The organism is Ruegeria sp. E1 (genome assembly GCF_056534225.1).
The window spans coordinates 147,370-164,602 of the sequence record NZ_JBQFPE010000011.1; the positions used below are offsets into that span (position 1 = coordinate 147,370).

The following is a 17,233-nucleotide window of genomic DNA, read 5'->3' on the forward strand; positions in this document are numbered from 1 at the left end:
TCAAATCGGCATACCAAATATGGAGCACCCGATGCTGACCCTTTTGACCTACCCCTCTGCCTTTGGACTGTTCAGTGCCAGTCCCTTCTGCGTAAAGACGGCTTACATGCTGCAAAAGTCTGGCCAGCGCTGGCAACGGTCCGACCTGCTTGACCCGCGCAAGATGCCACACCAGAAATTGCCGGTTTTGCGCACGCCCGAGCGGTTGGTGCCCGACAGTGACCTGATCCGAGACTGGCTGGAGGCACAAGGCGCTGATTTCGACAAGAATCTGACCGATCTGCAAAAAGCCCAATCCCGCGCCCTGGTGCGCATGGCCGAAGAGCATCTGTATTTTCAGATCGTTCTGGATCGTTGGGGCAATGATGAGGTCTGGCCGATCCTGCGGGATACCTTCTTCACCGGAATTCCTCCGTTGATCCGCAAACCCATCAGCAATTCGATACGTAGATCCGTCCTGAAAGGGTTGGTCGCACAAGGCGTCTCGCGGTTTTCCGATACGGAACGCAAAGACCGGATCGAACGGGATCTGGAAGCGATCTCAGCCTATCTCTGGCAGTCTCCGTTTCTGATGGGGGATCACCCCACATCAGCAGATATGAGCGTCGCGCCGATGCTGGCGGCTATGCACGCCACGCCGGCAGAAACCCCGCTGACGCGCCGGATCAAACAGGATAACCTGCTGAGCAGCTATATTGATCGGATGGAACAAGCGATCCCAGTGGCATGAGACAGTTTGACGATCCCGCAGTCGCAGCCGCGTTCGAGGCGCTGCCACAGGAAACCCGCAAGGGCGCAATGTCCCTGCGTGATCTGATTTTCGACACCGCCCAGACGCTGCCGGCGGCTGACCCATTGCGCGAAGAATTGCGCTGGGGACAACCTGCCTATCTTGCGCCAAAAGGATCAACCATACGATTGGGTACGCACAAATCGGCGTGTTTCGCCTTATTCGTCCATTGCCAAAGCCGGTTGATGGGCGAATTCACGACTGCGTTTCCAGGCGAGGACCGCATCGACGGCAATCGGGCCATCCTGTTCGATGAACCGGCTCAGATCGATAAGACCCGCCATGGCTGGCTGATCGCGCGGGCGCTAACCTATCACCTCTGACGGCGTTTGCGTTCCACCTTGCGCTTGATTTTGTCCTTCTTGCGCTTGGTGCTGACCGCCTTGCGCCGCGTTGCCCTTTTGCCTGGGCCCCGTCCGCGCGGCAGGGCCTGATCATCAATCGACAGCAATTCCAGTTCCAACCCACCCGTCACCGGCGTCGCCTGAGTGAGCCGAACGGTGACGCGCTGACCGATGGCGATGATCAGGCCCGTGTCCGACCCCATCAACGTCCCGGCCTCTCGGTCAAAATGAAAGAACTCGCGCCCCAAGGATCGCACAGGCACCAGCCCATCCGCGCCGGTTTCATCCATTTTCACAAAGGCCCCAAACCGGGCGATACCGCTAATGCGACCTGTAAACTCATTGCCCACACGCTCGCTGAGATAGGCGGCCAGATAACGGTCGGTCGTATCCCGTTCCGCCATCATCGAGCGGCGCTCGGTGTCCGAGATATGCGTGGCCGTTTCATCCAGACGCGCGATTTCATCCTCGGTCAGACCATCTTTGCCCCAGCCATGGGCCGAGATCAGTGCGCGGTGCACGATCAGGTCTGCGTAGCGCCGGATCGGAGAAGTGAAATGCGCATAGTTCCGCAGCGCCAGTCCGAAATGACCAAAATTCTCGGGGTTATAGTAAGCCTGAGCCATCGACCGCAACGTCGACAGGTTGATCAGTTCCGCATCCTCAGTTCCGGCTGCCGCGTTCAACAGAGCATTCAGGTGGCGCGTTTGCAGCACCTGACCCTTGGCAAGGTTCAACCCCGCCGCCTGCGCCGTTTCGCGCAAACTTTCCAGTTTCTCGGGCGCGGGTTCTTCATGCACGCGGAACAGCAATGGGCGACGCTTTTCGATCAGCGTTTCGGCTGCGGCGACATTGGCGAGGATCATGAACTCTTCGATCAGCTTATGCGCATCCAGCCGGTCGCGAAACGCGACGCTGGTCACTTCACCCGTATCGCTGAGCACGATCTTGCGTTCGGGGAGGTCCAGTTCCAGCGGCTGGCGCTCGGCACGGGACTTTTTCAACGCGGCATAGGCGGCGTAAAGCGGTTTCAGGGCCGTCTCTAACAATGGTCCGGTGCGGTCGTTGGGTTTGCCATCAATCGCCTCCTGCACCTCGGCATAGTGCAGCGAAGCGGCCGAGCGCATCAGACCCCGCACGAACCGGTGGCCGATCTTATTGCCCTCGGCGTCGATCTGCATTCGCACGGCGATACAGGCGCGCGGAACGCCTTCATGCAACGAACACAGATCTCCCGACAGACGGTCCGGAAGCATTGGTACCACGCGGTCTGGGAAATAGCTGGAATTGCCGCGCTTGCGTGCCTCGCGATCCAGCGCAGTGCCCGGCTGCACATAGGCGGCGACGTCGGCAATCGCGACCCAGATCACATGTCCGCCGGGGTTCTTTGGGTCATCATCGGCATGGGCATAACAGGCATCGTCATGATCCCGCGCGTCTGAGGGATCGATGGTCAGCAGGGGCATGTCACGCAGGTCCTCGCGCCCTTTCAAACCCGCAGGCTTGGCCGCATCAGCCTCGGCAATGACCTTGTCCGGGAAATCATCGGGGATGCCATGTTGGTGGATGGCGATAAGCGAGACCGCCTTGGGGGCCGATGGATCGCCCAATCGCTCGACGATACGTGCGCGGGGCAGGCCCATCCGGTTCTTGGGTCCGGCTTGTTCAGCCTCGACCAGCTCACCATCCTTCGCGCCCAGCACAGCACCGTCAGCGACCAGCCATTCTGTCTGACCGGTCTTGTCGATTGGCACAATCCGCCCGCCTTCGGCCCCTTTGCGAAAGATGCCAACGATCTTGCGCGGATTGGTTCCGATACGGCGGATCAGGCGCGCCTCGTAGTTGTGGTCTTCTTCCTGCACCACTGTCAGTCGCGCCAGAATCCGGTCGCCTTCACCCAGCGCGGGATCGCTGGCGCGGGCAATCATCAGAACGATGGGTTCAACCCCTTCACCGTGCCATTCCAGCGGGCGGGCAAACAGATCCCCATCGGCATTCGGAGCCTTCACCTGCAGCACACTGACCGGCGGCAACCTGTCCGGGTCGCCATAGCTGCGTTTGCGCTTTTCCAGATGCCCTTCGGCCTCAAGCTCGCGCAGGATACGTTTCAGGTCGATCCGCGCAGCGCCCTTGATACCAAAGGCTTTGGCGATGTCACGTTTCGAGGTCAGGGTGGGGTTCGCCGAGATCCAGTCCAGGACCTCCTGCTTGGTGGGGATGCGAGTCATGATTCCGGCCTAGCACGGGTGTGCGACCGCGTCATGACCAAAATGGATCAAGGGGTCAGATCGGCAACCGTGTCCACATCCCGCAACTGGTCTAGCAGCGCGATCCGACAGTCGGGGACCGATGCCAGCGTGTCCGCCAGCGCGTGTTCGCTGGACCAGCGCACATTGTGGAACAGCCTGCGCGGCAACGCCCTATAGCGCTGTGCGCCGACCAGCCAATAGCCACCATCCGGGGCCGGGCCAAACACCATCTGCGATGATCCCAGCGCCCTGAATGCGCGCGCAACATGCGCGCGCGATATTCCGGGAATATCAGCACCAATCAGACAAACCGGCCCTTTCGGCATACCCCGCAGCATCCGACCCATGCGATCACCCAGATCGCCCGACCCTTGCGCGGCTCGGGGCAGATCGGCAGGCCAAATCCGGCTGTTCAACCCTTCACGGTCGGGGGATACCGCCAGAACGATACGCCATCGTGGATCGCGCAACCGTCGAATCAACGCCCGCGTTTGGTGCCTGAACCACCAAGCCGCACCAACCATACCGATATCCCGCCCCAACCGTGTCTTGACCCGGCCCGGGCGCGGTTCTTTGATCATGATCACCAGAGTCCGCTGCATGGATCAGGCGAAGTAGTCCCGCAGGATGCGTGCATATATAGCCTTGAGCTGTTCGATCTGTGCTACTTCAACACATTCATCGACTTGATGCATGGTGCGACCTACCAGTCCGAACTCGACCACCGGGCAGTGGTTTTTGACAAATCGCGCATCCGAGGTGCCACCGGTTGTTGAAAGCTCGGGCCTCACCCCTGTTTCAGCCTCGACCGCATCTGCAACCAGATCAGACAGGGGGCCGGGCGGCGTCAGAAAGCTCTCGCCGGAAATCTTGATCTTTACCTGCACATCTACATCGAACGCGCTTGCAACATGATCCGCCTCGGCCTTCAGCCAATCGCTGAGGCTGGCACCGGAATGCGTATCGTTGAACCGAATGTTAACCGCTCCGGTGCATTGTGCCGGGATCACGTTGGTTGCGGCATTGCCGGTGTCGATTGTCACAACCGCCAGTGTCGATGCATCAAAGTGATCGGTGCCCTGATCCAGTTCATGACTGGCCAGACGATCCATCAGCCGCGCCATGGCGGGCACGGGATTTTTTGCACGATGCGGATAAGCCGAATGCCCCTGAACCCCGGTCACAGTAAACCAAGCAGTCATCGAGCCGCGGCGCCCGATCTTCATCATCTCACCCATCGTGTTCGGGCAGGTTGGCTCGCCCACCAGACAGGCGCTCATCTTTTCACCGGCCTCATCCATGTAGTCCAGAAGCGCGGTTGTACCATCCAGCGCATCGGCTTCCTCATCCCCCGTTATGGCAAGGATAACTGCCCCATCGGGCGGCGTATCTTGAACGAAATCCACAGCAGCGGCAGCAAAGGCGGCCACGCCGGATTTCATATCCGTCGCGCCGCGGCCATACATCACGCCATCGCGGATTTCGGCACCGAAGGGTTGTGCCGTCCAGGCCGCCTCGTCCCCGACAGGGACAACATCCGTATGCCCGTTAAAGCCGAAACTGCGGGCATGGCCCTTTGGACCCCAACGCGCAAACAGATTTGCAATACCGCCGCGATCCACGCGTGTGCAGTCAAAGCCTGCATTGGTCAGCAAATCCTCCAACAACACCAGCGCGCCGCCTTCGACAGGTGTGACCGATGGGCAACGTATCAGAGCAGCCGTCAGTTGAATGGGATCGGTCATAAAGCGCCTCGCAATCAGGTTCGGGTCCGTGTTCGCGCACAGATTCAATGAATTGACCGGATTGCCAACCCCGGCAGCGCAAAAAATCTACCTGTTCCGTCAGAGGTTCACTTTGATACGCCAATAAAAACAGGGCTGTTGACCCGGTGTTCGTCTTGCCGTCCGGCCCACAATTGCGTTACAGGGCCGCGAAACAGGTAAATTGACGATGATACGCGTATACTTCGCACTGATCTGCCTGACTTTCGCGGTTCTCACCCAACAAAGCCAGGCCCAGACCCTGACGGTCACAACAGTGACCCGCCCGCCGTTTTCCTATGTCGATGACGGGGCGCAGGCCGGATTCTCGATGGATTTGTTGGCCGCTTTGGCCGAGTCACTGGATTGGGACTATCAGATCAACCGCGTCGAGGATTTTGGCGAAATGCTGAACTCGGTCCAGCAAGGCGCGGCGGATCTGGCGATCGCCAATATCTCGATCACCGCCTCGCGAGAAACGCTGATGGATTTCAGCCAGCCGATTTTCGAGGCTGGCCTGCAGATCATGGTCCCTTCGGACGCTGCCCGCAGACCATCCCTGTTGCACGCGCTGCTGTCGCGCGAACTGTTCATCGCAATCGGGCTGGCCTTTGCCATCCTGTTGGGGGGCGGGATGCTGATGTGGAGCTTTGAACGGCGCGCGCAGCCATATTTCGACCGCAAACTGGATGAAGCGTGGTTTCCATCGTTCTGGTGGGCCTTGAATCTGGTCGTCAACGGCGGATTCGAGGAACGGATGCCCCGTACGCCGTTCGGGCGATTGCTAGGCGTTATCCTGGTGGTGTCATCTCTGTTCATCGTGTCGGTCTTTACCGCGCGCATCACCTCGGTGATGACGGTAGACGCGATCAGCGGCAGCGTGAACTCGGTCAACGATCTCTATGGCAAAGAGGTCGGCACGATCTCGAATTCGACCGCCGCCACATTCCTGAACCGGCGCGAGATCGAGTTTGCAGGTTATGACAATCTCGACGAACTATTGAACGCATTCACTGACCGGACCTTGGATGCCGTCGTCTTTGACGCGCCAATCCTGTCCTATTTTGCGTCACATGAAGGTCGCCGCATTGCAACAATGACAGGCGGCATATTCATGCGCGAGAATTACGGTATCGCCTTCCCAACCGGATCGCCACTGGTCGAAGATGTCAATCAGGCGCTGCTGGCACTGCGCGAGGATGGCACCTATGACGAGATCTACCGCACCTGGTTCGGGTCGCGGAACTAGGCGGGTTCATCCTCTCCGAAAAACGGGGTCATTTGGGCCACAATCACGGCGTTTTCATCCAATGCGCGCTGCATCAGGGCACGTTCGTCCGGGTCGATATCGTGCCCCTGCGCCTCACGCTCGGACAGAGTACCGTAACCCGTGACATCCAAAGGGGCGGTATCGGCTTGTTTGAGGATCGCAACAGTTTCACGCACCGCCTCGGCCTCGTCGACGCCGCTGGCAAAACACATCAGCGCAGCACCGGTCGCGCCTTCGGGCAGGCCGTCGCCCTCTTTCCGGCCTATCTGGACAAGAAGGGTATAAACTTGTTGGCGCGAAGGTTTCTTTTTCTTTTCCATGAGTGGGGCCATAGCCCTGCGCCCTTGCCCGGTCAAGCAATTGCGCAGAGCTCAGCAGGTCGTCATAGTGACCACGCCGCGAATTAGCATAGGTGCCATATGACGTATCCAGATTTCATCACTGCCTTTCCCAGCCTTGACGTCCCCTTTCCCGAAGACGTCGTACAAACCGCTGTCATCCGCTCGGACGCGGGGCTGGTTGCGTTTTTCACCTTTCTTCAGGACTTCGAACTACCCATGCACGCGCACAAGGCGCAATGGGGCACCGTTGTCGAAGGCGAGATCGAACTAACCATCGGGGACGAAACTAAAACCTATGGCCCTGGCGACAGCTATTCGATCCCATCAGGGGTTGAGCATGGCGGTAGGATCAAAGCCGGATCACGGGTGATCGACGTATTCGAGGAACCCGACCGCTATCCTGTTAAAAGCTGACAAAAAGGCCGCAGCTTATTTGCTGCGGCCTGACATTCGGGGGCTGACGGTTTGGATCGCTTAGCTTCAGATAAGTCGCAAAACACTTTAGTCGCGCAGCAGCTCGTTGATCCCGGTTTTTGACCGCGTTTTCTCATCCACCCGCTTCACGATCACCGCGCAGTACAGGCTGATGTTGTTCTTGGACGGCATTGAACCGGCCACAACGACCGAATAGGGCGGCACTTCGCCATAAGTGACTTCACCAGTTTCGCGATCCACGATCTTGGTGGATTTGCCGATGAACACACCCATCCCCAGAACCGAGCCTTCGCGCACGATGCAGCCTTCGACCACTTCCGAACGCGCGCCGATAAAGCAATTGTCCTCGATAATCGTTGGGCCGGCCTGCATCGGCTCCAGAACACCGCCAATGCCGACACCGCCGGACAGGTGCACGTTCTTGCCGATCTGCGCACAGGAGCCGACAGTGGCCCAGGTATCGACCATGGTGCCTTCGTCAACATACGCGCCCAGATTAACGAAAGACGGCATCAGAACTGCTCCAGGGGCAATATAGGCCGACTTGCGCACGACACAGTGGGGCACCGCGCGGAAACCGGCGGCCTGCCACTGATTCTCGCCCCAGCCGGCGAACTTGCTGTCGACCTTGTCCCACCAGCCACCGGCTTGCGGGCCACCGCTCTGGATTTCCATATCCTTGATGCAGAAGCCCAGCAGAACCGCCTTTTTGGCCCACTGATTGACATGCCAGTCACCGCTGTCCAGCTTTTCAGCGACCCGCAGCGAACCGCTGTCGAGCGCGTTCAGCGTATCCTCGATCGCCTCGCGCGTTTCGCCCGTGGTCGCGGGACTGATTGTATCGCGCGCCTCCCAGGCGGCTTCGATTGCGGCTTCGAGTTGCGCATTGGACATTTGAGGGCTCCCTGAAGAATCTGTTCACGTTGGTCTTGCGTATAAGCGCGCGCAGAACTGGCCGCAATGCGACGCAGAACGCGCAGTTTGCGGCTGTCAGGCGCGCGTTAGCCGCCAAACGGGTCCGGTGAGACGTTGCCGCCACAAATCAGTACCGCCACACGTTCGTCGGGTTCGGGCGTATAGGCATCGCACATAAGCGCCGCCAGCGCCGTCGCGCCTGCGGGTTCGACCAATATGCGATGTGCCTGCCACAGGCGTTTCTGCGCCTCGGCAATTGCAGAATCCGGCACCAATACCGAAGTCATCCCCTGCGCAAGATCAAAACAGATCGACCCGATCCGCCGCGCGCCTAGCGCGTTTGCGGCGATACCCGAGACGCTGACATCCACCGGCTCACCAGCCTGCAAAGCCGCGTTCAAGGCGCAGGAGGTCTCGGGCTCGACCGCCACAACTTTGCGTGCTCCCTTAAACCACGCCAACGCCCCGGCGATCAGACCGCCACCGCCAACGGCGATCAGGACTGTATCGGCCTGCAGGCCCTGCGCGTCCCATTCGGCAAAACAGGTGCCTTGCCCGGCCACGGTGGCGGGCGCGTCATAGGCGTGGATCTGCATCGCGCCGGTCTCGGCCTCATGCGCTTGCGCGCCCGTCAGCGCATTAGCGTATTCACCGGGCACGACGCTCAGGTCGGCACCAGTCTGCTCGATCAATGCGATCTTGGACGGCCCTGCCAATTCCGGCACGAAAATCTTGGCTGGATGACCCAAAGCTTTTGCTGCATGGGCAGCTGCCGCCCCATGGTTGCCACCGGATGCGGCCACAACCCCTGCCTCAGGCACGTCCGAACTGAGCAGCGTATTGAACGCCCCGCGCGCCTTGAAGCTGCCGGTGTGCTGCATATGCTCCAGCTTCATTTCAACGGGATAGCCCAGCATTTGGCTTTCCATCACCGGCGTGACCTGTGCGTATCCGGCGATGCGATCCCGCGCAGCGGATATTTCACTCTTCCAATCCATTCTTGTCTTTCCGTGACTGGCACTCTGCCCGCGAACCCTATAGCTGTTTGAGAAACACGCAAGCAGGGATCGATCACCCATGAGAGAAGACCGCCTCAGCCCTTTCCGCGACGCACAAACCGACCGCTCGACCGCGAGCGAGGTTCCCGACACGCCGCAGACGCGGTCTCCGGCCTACCGCCTGGCCTTCGCCGATGACGATTTCCTTTGCCGGGACGAGCTACGCCCTGTGCGCCTGCAACTGGAACTGCTCAAGCCTGAGATGATCATGACCGAGCGCCAGATCACCTCGACCATCGTCATGTTCGGCGGCGCGCGCATTCCCGAGCCGTCGCAGAAACACACCGCGCGCACTGAAACGCTGGCTGGTCTCTCGCAATATTACGACGAGGCGCGCGAGTTCGCCCGGCTGATGACAGAGAAATCGAACGCAACCGGCTGCCGCGAGAACGTCATCGTTACAGGCGGCGGCCCCGGCGTGATGGAGGCCGGGAACCGAGGTGCGCAGGATGCGGGTGGCTGCTCGATTGGCCTCAACATCGTGCTGCCGCACGAGCAAGCGCCGAACCTCTATGTCACACCGGACCTCAGCTTCAACTTCCATTACTTTGCCATCCGCAAGATGCATTTCCTGATGCGCGCTCGTGCCATCACCATCTTCCCCGGCGGCTATGGCACCATGGATGAACTGTTCGAATCCCTGACACTGATCCAAACCGGGCGCATGGACCGTGTTCCGTTTCTGCTGTTTGGTCGCGAATTCTGGGAAAAGGTCATCAACTGGGAAGCACTGGCGGATGCGGGCACGATCTCGGACGAAGACCTTGATCTGTTTCGTTTTGTCGACACCGCGCAAGAGGCGGTCGAAATTATCGAGAACTGGGAACCCGCCCCACCGCGCGACGAAATTCCGGGACGCTAGACTATGGCCCGCAAGATCGGAGAGATGCTACACCTGCGCGGCAACGCTCTGAACAAGGGCGAGCCGGTGGCGCTGCCGCTGACACAAAGCAGCATGTATCACCTGCCGGGCACGCCCGATGGACAACCAAGCTATGGCCGGGTCGACAATCCGACATGGGTGCAGCTAGAGCATGTGCTATCCCATCTTGAAGACGCGCCTTGCCTCAGCTTTCCGTCGGGCATGGCGGCGATATCGGCGGCTTTGTTCGCGACGGTGCAGGCCGGGTCTCGCATTCTGATCCCGTCGGACGGATATTACGTCACGCGCCTGCTGGCCGACCGCTTCCTGTCGCGCTTGGGTGTCCATGTTGAAGAACGCGCCACCACACGTTTCACGGAGGACGGATTCGAAGGGTTCGATGTTGTCTTTGTTGAAAGCCCCTCAAACCCAGGGCTCGACATGATCGACATGCAGGCCGTGGCCGGGCAGGTTCGGGCATCTGGTGGCGTGACCATCGCGGACAACACGACACTGACACCGCTGGGTCAACGGCCTCTGGATCTGGGCATAGATGTCGTTGTCTCGTCGGATACCAAAGCGATGGGCGGGCATTCTGACATGCTGATGGGCCATGTTGCCAGCCGCAATGAAAAAATCATGGAGCGCATCGAGGAGTGGCGCAAAGTGTCTGGCGCGATCCCCGGACCACATGAGGCCTGGTTACTGCATCGCGGGCTCGAAACGCTCGAGGTGCGTTTTGACCGGATGTGTCAGTCGGCGCAGGTTCTTGCGGACCGTCTAGGGACGCACCCCGCTGTTCAACAGGTGCGCTATCCCGGGTTGCCTGACGATCCGTCTTACACTCTTGCCAAAGCCCAGACCGCGCGTTTCGGATTCATGTTGTCGCTGACCTTGGCGAACGAAGACAAGGCCGAGGCGTTCATAAACGCCTGCCCCCTGCTGCGCCCTGCTACATCGTTTGGCGGCGTTCACAGCTCGGCCGAACGTCGCGCACGTTGGGGCGACGATGTCGATCCCGCCTTTGTTCGCCTGTCCGTCGGCTGTGAACCGGTCGAGGAATTATGGCAAGCGATTGAGGCCAGCCTGAACGCGCTGTAACTATATTTTGGTGTTCCGCAGTTCGGGGAATACATAGATCGGCAGCACGATGCTTGCGATCAGCGCCCCCAGCCAGACCAGAAGCGTTGCGGCCAACAGGTTCGCCACACCTCCGACGGTTAGCCCGTTTGTCACCAGATCGGTCACCAGCAGCCCTACGAACGTCACAATCAATGCAATGCCCCCTTTCAGCGCGGGCGCTTTCTTTTCACCCAGCTTCAGGATCAAAGGTTCGGCCACGACCTGAATGACGGTAAAGACCACGACCACCACGATGAACGAGATCGGTCGGATCGCAAATTCCGACAAAAGCAGCGAGGCCAGCAACAGGCCGATGGCGTTCCCTGCCAGCAGGGCGAGGGCGGATTTGATTCTGCGCGACATGACTGGGACCTCTTTGTGCAGCGACAGTTCAACTTATGCAGATATTATCAAACCAATCCTGTTTGGCGAGGTATTTCAAAAGTTCCTTCCTTTTGACCGCTTGAAAACGCATGATAAAACGCATTCATCAAGATCAGACCTGCCACATCCGCGAGAGGTGAGATGAGCGACGATCCCTATACGGTTCTTGGCGTTGCCAAAGACGCCAGCGACGCTGACATCAAGAAAGCCTATCGGCGAATCGCGAAAGAATGTCACCCGGACCTCAAACCGGGCGACGCCGAGGCCGAGGCCAAGTTCAAGGCCGCAGCTGCCGCATATGACCTGCTGAAAGACCCTGACAAGCGCGCGCAATTTGACCGCGGTGAAATCGACGCCTCAGGTCAGGAGCGCCCGCAGCAGCACTATTACCGCGACTACGCAGAAGCCGCCGGAAACCCCTATCGCTCGGGCGCGGGGTATGGCGATCCCGAAGATATGTCGGATATCTTTTCCGAATTCATGCGCGGGCGCGGCGGATATGGTAATCACAGAACACAAGAGTTCCACGCTCCGGGCCACAACCGCAGCTATACATTGCAGATCAGCTTTCTGGATGCCGTCTTTGGTGCAAGCCAGAAACTGACGCTGCCGGATGGGGACAGGATCGAGGTCAAGATCCCCGCCGGGATTACCAACGGGCAGACAATCAGACTGCGCGGAAAAGGGGCTCCGGGCTTTGGCGAGGGGCCGCCGGGCGATGCGTTGGTCACTGTCTCGGTCGCCGATCATCCGGTGTTCGACCGCCAGGGTGATGATATCCATATCACGCTGCCGATCACCATTGACGAGGCCGTTCTGGGCGGCAAGGTTCCCGCACCCACCATCGACGGCGGGGTGAATGTCACAGTCCCGGCGGGCACCAGCAGCGGCAGAACCCTGCGCCTGCGCGGCAAGGGAGTGAAAAAACGGGGCTCATCCGATCGCGGCGATCAGCTGATCGAACTGACCGTGACGATGCCCGACACAATCGACGATGGGCTGAAACACTTCATGGAAACGTGGCGCGACACGCACCGCTATGATCCGCGAAAAGGAATGCCGTCATGACCCGCGCACTGACAGAAGACGAGTTGATCGAGACCATCGCCCGCCTGACTTCGGATCGGCTGAGCGACTATCTGGCCGCAGAAATTGTGATTCCGGAACAGTCCGAGCAGGGATTGGTCTATCAAAGCATCGACATCGCACGGCTCGAACTGGCCTGTGAATTGCACGACCAGTACGACATGGAGGCGGACGCGCTGTCGATGATGATTTCCTTGATCGATCAAATGCATTGTCTGCGCGCTGAACTGCGCGAGGTACTGAATGCGGTCGAGGCGCAACCAGACCCCGTGCGGCAGCAAATGATCGAGGTCATCGGCGCGGCGCGGTTCCGTCGCAGCTAATTGCGCCAGCGCAACCCGTTAGTTTTCAAGCCGAAACTCTTCGGGCACGTAAAACGTATAGTCCCGGTCTGCGACCGCCTCGTGGCAGACGTGGCAATAGGCCACTGCACCCGCGCGCGCGCCCATCGTGTCACCAAATAGCGAGCCGTCCGGCATGACCATAATATAGCGCCAATCGGCAGTGTCCGGGCTGGTGCCTGCAGGCAGCTTTTCCATCACAAACAGAGCGCCGGGATGAATGTTGCCCTCATCAGTCACCGTCATACTGTCCTTGGCCAGCACCGAGCCAACGGGCAGCACATCGCCCTCTTGCATGGTTCCGTAATTATGCGCCATGCGATTGGCATAGCTATTCACGAAACGTTGCCCATGGGTGGCTGAAATATAAGGCGCGTCGTTGAACAACGGCCACGCCTGATAATTCCGAAGAATATCCAACTGGGCCGCCGCATATCCGCGCGCCATACGTCGCTCTAGAGATTTATAGTGCTGCCTGGCTTCTTCCTTGGTCAGATCTGCAGGGTTTTCGATGGCCAGATGCGCATCCTCATCGCTTGTCTGGGCGAAACTGCCCGAGACGCCAAAGAAAAAGACAATCAATACAACTGCGGTTCTTAAAATATCTAGGTATCTTGCGATCATGATGTTGGCCTGCCTGAATACTCAGTTCGCCTGAATGCCGCCCGTCAAACAATATATAGGATAGCGGCCATAAAAGAACTTTCCAGAACCGTCCCTGCAACCTCACCAGCTTGTGCACAATGGTGAGGATCCCCATCCAAGGCCGGTTAGACTTAATATAGCAAGTTCTGCATATAAAAAAAGCCACGGAAAAATTAAGTTTTAGGTCACGCGGTCGCGTGCTACCTGCTCAGGCCCGCCTCGGCTTCGATCTGCTTGCGGGATTTGCGCGCGCGTTCGGTGGCCGATTTCAACTGACCGCAGGCCGCCATGATATCCTCGCCCCGCGTTTTGCGGATGGGCGAGGCATAGCCCGCCTGATAGATGATGTTGGCAAAGGCCCGGATACGATTGTTCGAGCTGCGCTTATACGGTGCACCGGGCCATTCGTTGAACGGGATCAGGTTGATCTTGGCCGGAATATTGTGGCGTTTGATATGCGCGATCAGGCGATGCGCGTCTTCGTCGCTGTCGTTCACGCCGTCCAACATCACGTATTCAAAGGTGATCCGTTCCGAGTTCGACGCGTTCGGATAGCTGGCCAGCGCCTGCAAAAGCTCTTCGATATTCCAGCGCTTGTTGATCGGGACCAAAACATCGCGGGTCTCATCGGTGGTGGCATGGAATGAGATCGCCAGCAGGCAGCCGATTTCTTCTGCCGTGCGCGCGATCTCGGGCACGACACCCGAAGTCGATAGCGTGATCCGGCGACGCGACAGGGAAATCCCTTCTGGGTCCATGGCGATCTTCATCGCGTCGCGCACGTTTTCGAAGTTATAAAGCGGCTCGCCCATGCCCATCAGAACGATGTTCGACAGCAGACGGGTTTCATCCTTGGGCGCGCCGGGTGTCGGCCATTCCTCAAGATCATCACGGGCCATCATCACCTGCCCGACAATCTCGGCCGCTGTCAGGTTGCGCACCAGCTTTTGCGTGCCGGTATGACAGAACGAACAGGTCAGCGTGCAGCCTACCTGCGATGAGATACACAGCGTGCCGCGATCTTCCTCGGGGATATAGACGACCTCAACCTCATGTCCGCCAGCGATACGGCAAAGGTATTTGCGGGTGCCATCCTCGGACACCTGACGCGTCACCACTTCAGGTACTTCAACCACAAAGGTTTCCGCCAGCTGCGCGCGATAGGCTTTGGCCAGATTGGTCATTTCCGAGAAATCGCGGACACCCCATTGGTAGATCCACTGCCAAATCTGCCCCGTCCGCATCTTGGCCTGTTTTTCAGGCGTGCCATGTTCGATCAACACCTCGCGCAGCTGATCGCGGGTGAGACCGACAAGGTTTACCTTCCCCTCGGGCAGTTTGCGGGGGATAGTCATGACATCTTGAGTGATCGGCGCTTTGGGCGACATGTGGCTGTCTCAACGGATTCTGGCTTGGGATGCGCCTCTATATAGGACTGCGACGAAAGATCAAAAGGAATCGTCAGTGTCAGGTGCCATATCTCAGCAATTCATCCACCCGGGCGCGTCCCAGATCGATCCGGCAGGCCGTGATGCCGATACCGGTTCCTGATCCCCCGCCAAACATGGCCCCAACCGCGTCACAATGGGCATCCCGATATGCGAGCCATGCGGCTTGCGATGCTTCGATAGCGGGTAGTGCCACAACTCGCTCCGTCACATCATCCAATTGCGTGGCCGCTTGCACTGCAAAACCATATGCGACGTCCAAAGCAGCGTTTACGCGGTTTTCCATGTCTCCAACGCAAGCCCCGATTTCCACCTGAGACCCGGCATCAGGACATTCCAGTGTGGGATCAGCGAAACCGATGGCAGGACAAAGACAAAACAAGGCCGCATAGCGCATTAGGAACCTCCTGTGGATAACCCAGTTCAGATTACCATAGGATTCAGCCAGGCGTGCAGGAAAACGGGATCAGTTGGTGCAGCGTTTCTCGGCGTCTTCGATTGCCGCAGTAAACCCGAGCAGAGAGAACGTATCCTTCGTCTGGGTCCCGCGTTCCGAGCGCGCAGTGAGAACCGCCTCGGTCCCGCGTTTCATGGCGGTGACGATCTTGGCATCATCTGCCGCCGTGGCAGGCCAAGCCCATTCGCCATCGGTGAACAGCTCAAACTCGGTCCCGTCGACCACCAGATTTACCGTTGAACCGGATGCAAACGGATAGCCGCCTGTGAATGTCACCTGACCTTTGACCTCGGCATTCGGACGGTAGAACACAAACAGTAAGATATCGCTTCGACGCACCGAAACCACGCGTCCGCCGCGAGTGTTTACGGTTTCCTTGGGGGCAGACACACTCCAGCATTCGGTGGGATCGTCTTCGACAAAAACGCTCCAGTCCGTCTTGGCCGCGACGCGGTTTGTGCTTGTCGCCTGCTGCGCAACCGCCGTGGTCGCCAACCCTGCCATGCACAGGCCCGCAATTGCGCGGACGAGTTTTGATCCCATTTGTCCAGCCTCCTAGCTCGACCCATACCTCATACCCATCGGAATTGGCTGCGAACCCTGCCAGTTCGTCTTTGATAAGTTGCGCATCCCGATGATTGCCGACATACACACACTAACGCAGGTTTCGCCACAGGCGAAAGGGCGATTGGCAGAATTTTGCGCATGAACAAGGGGGGCCAGATGACGCAGCCGGTACCAATGACGGAATTGTGGCGCGGACCGCTGCTGGAGAGCCTGCATCTGGGGCACGCAGTGGTTTGCGATGACACAGGCCAGATCGTGAAAAGCTGGGGCGATCCGCAAGCGGTCATCTATCACCGTTCTTCGGCAAAGATGATACAGGCGCTGCCGCTGATCACTTCGGGCGCTGCGGCTAAATATGGGCTGAACAGCGAACATCTGGCATTGGCTTGCGCGTCACACAACGGCGCTCATATCCATACTGACCGGGTGTCTGCCTGGCTGGATCATCTGGGGCTGGCCGAACCGGACCTGCGGTGCGGCCCGCAAGAGCCTCAGGACATGGCCGCGCGTGACGGGCTGATCCTGGCGGATGACACGCCCTGTCAGATTCACAACAATTGCTCGGGCAAACATTGCGGCTTTCTGACCGTTGCCCAGCACATGGGGGCCGGGCCGGAATATCTGCAGATTGACCATCCGGTGCAGCAGGCCTGTCTGACAGCGATAGAAGAAACCACCGGGGAAACCAGCCCCGCCTATGGCATTGACGGATGCTCGGCCCCGAATTTCGCCACGTCGCTGGCGGGTCTGGCGCGGTCGATGGCTTGGTTCGCCTCTGCCGCAGATCGATCCGACCGGGCCAGCGATGCGGCCGGGCAATTGACGGCGGCGATGATCAAACATCCAGAACTGGTCGCAGGCGAAACCCGCGCCTGTACCGAACTAATGCGCGCGATGAACGGACGCGCAGCCATTAAAACCGGGGCCGAAGCCGTTTTCGTGGCCATCTTGCCAGAGGAAAAACTGGGCATCGCGCTCAAGATCACCGATGGCACCACCCGCGCCAGCGAATGCGCCATTGCCGCGATTCTGGTCAGCCTTGGCGTGCTGGAGGCCGATCACCCGGCCACCCGCAAATTCATGAACGCCACACAATACAGCCGTCGCGGGCTGGAATGTGGGGTGATCAAACCTGCGCCGGGTTTCCCCGGCTAGA

20 protein-coding genes are annotated in these 17,233 nt (G+C 59.1%); 9 read left to right on the forward strand and 11 right to left on the reverse strand.

Annotation, left to right across the window (positions count from 1 at the left end; all coding sequences use genetic code 11):
• Positions 1-31 precede the first annotated feature (31 nt).
• A complete protein-coding gene (locus ACR0FG_RS15120; protein ID WP_480893837.1) occupies positions 32-730 on the forward strand; it encodes a glutathione S-transferase family protein in 699 nt (232 codons plus the stop codon).
• Complete coding sequence (locus ACR0FG_RS15125; protein WP_480893839.1) at positions 727-1,113, forward strand: DUF1801 domain-containing protein; 387 nt, start codon at positions 727-729, stop codon at positions 1,111-1,113. Before ACR0FG_RS15120 ends, ACR0FG_RS15125 begins: the two co-directional genes overlap by 4 nt.
• Here the strand turns inward: ACR0FG_RS15125 and rnr are convergent.
• The 3 genes from rnr to dapE are packed head-to-tail and all read right to left on the reverse strand — an operon-like array spanning position 1,104 to position 5,128.
• The gene (gene rnr / locus ACR0FG_RS15130; RefSeq protein ID WP_480893840.1) at positions 1,104-3,362 is read right to left on the reverse strand and encodes a ribonuclease R; all 2,259 of its coding nucleotides are present in this window, start codon (positions 3,360-3,362) and stop codon (positions 1,104-1,106) included. The genes ACR0FG_RS15125 and rnr overlap by 10 nt on opposite strands.
• Positions 3,363-3,409: 47 nt before the next feature.
• Positions 3,410-3,985: a TIGR04282 family arsenosugar biosynthesis glycosyltransferase gene (locus tag ACR0FG_RS15135; RefSeq protein WP_480893842.1), complete on the reverse strand. Its 576-nt coding sequence runs from the start codon at positions 3,983-3,985 to the stop codon at positions 3,410-3,412.
• A 3-nt stretch (positions 3,986-3,988) separates the two neighbouring features.
• Complete coding sequence (gene dapE, locus ACR0FG_RS15140) at positions 3,989-5,128, reverse strand: succinyl-diaminopimelate desuccinylase (protein ID WP_480893843.1); 1,140 nt, start codon at positions 5,126-5,128, stop codon at positions 3,989-3,991.
• A gap of 208 nt (positions 5,129-5,336) precedes the next feature.
• On the opposite strand from dapE, the gene ACR0FG_RS15145 reads away from it, so the two are divergent.
• Positions 5,337-6,395, forward strand: a complete 1,059-nt coding sequence (locus tag ACR0FG_RS15145) for a transporter substrate-binding domain-containing protein (RefSeq protein ID WP_170714227.1) — start codon at positions 5,337-5,339, stop codon at positions 6,393-6,395.
• Here ACR0FG_RS15145 and ACR0FG_RS15150 read toward each other — a convergent pair.
• The gene (locus ACR0FG_RS15150; RefSeq protein ID WP_170714224.1) at positions 6,392-6,736 is read right to left on the reverse strand and encodes a hypothetical protein; all 345 of its coding nucleotides are present in this window, start codon (positions 6,734-6,736) and stop codon (positions 6,392-6,394) included. The two genes, ACR0FG_RS15145 and ACR0FG_RS15150, sit on opposite strands and share 4 nt — an antisense overlap.
• A 99-nt stretch (positions 6,737-6,835) precedes the next feature.
• On the opposite strand from ACR0FG_RS15150, the gene ACR0FG_RS15155 reads away from it, so the two are divergent.
• Positions 6,836-7,171, forward strand: a complete 336-nt coding sequence (locus ACR0FG_RS15155; RefSeq protein ID WP_480893845.1) for a cupin domain-containing protein — start codon at positions 6,836-6,838, stop codon at positions 7,169-7,171.
• 87 nt (positions 7,172-7,258) lie between these two features.
• On the opposite strand, the gene dapD is transcribed toward ACR0FG_RS15155, so the two are convergent.
• Both dapD and ACR0FG_RS15165 read right to left on the reverse strand, forming a co-directional pair.
• The gene (gene dapD, locus ACR0FG_RS15160; protein ID WP_480893846.1) at positions 7,259-8,086 is read right to left on the reverse strand and encodes a 2,3,4,5-tetrahydropyridine-2,6-dicarboxylate N-succinyltransferase; all 828 of its coding nucleotides are present in this window, start codon (positions 8,084-8,086) and stop codon (positions 7,259-7,261) included.
• Between the two features lie 107 nt (positions 8,087-8,193).
• Complete coding sequence (locus ACR0FG_RS15165) at positions 8,194-9,105, reverse strand: threonine/serine dehydratase (RefSeq protein WP_480893847.1); 912 nt, start codon at positions 9,103-9,105, stop codon at positions 8,194-8,196.
• 79 nt (positions 9,106-9,184) lie between these two features.
• Here ACR0FG_RS15165 and ACR0FG_RS15170 point away from each other — a divergent pair, with 79 nt between their 5' ends.
• Entirely contained in the window at positions 9,185-10,027 is an 843-nt protein-coding gene (locus tag ACR0FG_RS15170; RefSeq protein ID WP_170714213.1) for an LOG family protein, read from the forward strand.
• A gap of 3 nt (positions 10,028-10,030) precedes the next feature.
• Complete coding sequence (locus tag ACR0FG_RS15175; RefSeq protein WP_480893848.1) at positions 10,031-11,128, forward strand: cystathionine gamma-lyase; 1,098 nt, start codon at positions 10,031-10,033, stop codon at positions 11,126-11,128.
• Here ACR0FG_RS15175 and ACR0FG_RS15180 read toward each other — a convergent pair whose 3' ends face one another.
• Positions 11,129-11,512 (reverse strand): hypothetical protein, encoded by a 384-nt coding sequence (locus ACR0FG_RS15180; RefSeq protein WP_480893849.1) that lies wholly within the window; start codon positions 11,510-11,512, stop codon positions 11,129-11,131.
• Between the two features lie 162 nt (positions 11,513-11,674).
• Between ACR0FG_RS15180 and ACR0FG_RS15185 the strand changes: the two genes are divergently transcribed.
• Both ACR0FG_RS15185 and ACR0FG_RS15190 read left to right on the forward strand, forming a co-directional pair.
• Positions 11,675-12,601, forward strand: a complete 927-nt coding sequence (locus tag ACR0FG_RS15185) for a J domain-containing protein (protein ID WP_170714206.1) — start codon at positions 11,675-11,677, stop codon at positions 12,599-12,601.
• Positions 12,598-12,942, forward strand: coding sequence for a hypothetical protein (locus tag ACR0FG_RS15190; RefSeq protein WP_170714203.1), 345 nt, complete (start codon positions 12,598-12,600; stop codon positions 12,940-12,942). Before ACR0FG_RS15185 ends, ACR0FG_RS15190 begins: the two co-directional genes overlap by 4 nt.
• Positions 12,943-12,960: 18 nt before the next feature.
• On the opposite strand, the gene ACR0FG_RS15195 is transcribed toward ACR0FG_RS15190, so the two are convergent.
• From ACR0FG_RS15195 to ACR0FG_RS15210, 4 genes are all read right to left on the reverse strand, one after another.
• Entirely contained in the window at positions 12,961-13,584 is a 624-nt protein-coding gene (locus ACR0FG_RS15195) for a cytochrome P460 family protein (protein ID WP_480893850.1), read from the reverse strand.
• A 221-nt stretch (positions 13,585-13,805) separates the two neighbouring features.
• Entirely contained in the window at positions 13,806-14,993 is a 1,188-nt protein-coding gene (gene rlmN, locus ACR0FG_RS15200; RefSeq protein WP_480893852.1) for a dual-specificity RNA methyltransferase RlmN, read from the reverse strand.
• Positions 14,994-15,072: 79 nt separating this feature from the next.
• Entirely contained in the window at positions 15,073-15,450 is a 378-nt protein-coding gene (locus ACR0FG_RS15205) for a lysozyme inhibitor LprI family protein (RefSeq protein ID WP_170714195.1), read from the reverse strand.
• 69 nt (positions 15,451-15,519) lie between these two features.
• Positions 15,520-16,053: an invasion associated locus B family protein gene (locus tag ACR0FG_RS15210; protein WP_480893853.1), complete on the reverse strand. Its 534-nt coding sequence runs from the start codon at positions 16,051-16,053 to the stop codon at positions 15,520-15,522.
• Positions 16,054-16,233: 180 nt separating this feature from the next.
• Between ACR0FG_RS15210 and ACR0FG_RS15215 the strand changes: the two genes are divergently transcribed.
• Positions 16,234-17,232 (forward strand): asparaginase, encoded by a 999-nt coding sequence (locus ACR0FG_RS15215; RefSeq protein WP_480893855.1) that lies wholly within the window; start codon positions 16,234-16,236, stop codon positions 17,230-17,232.
• Position 17,233: the final 1 nt, after the last annotated feature.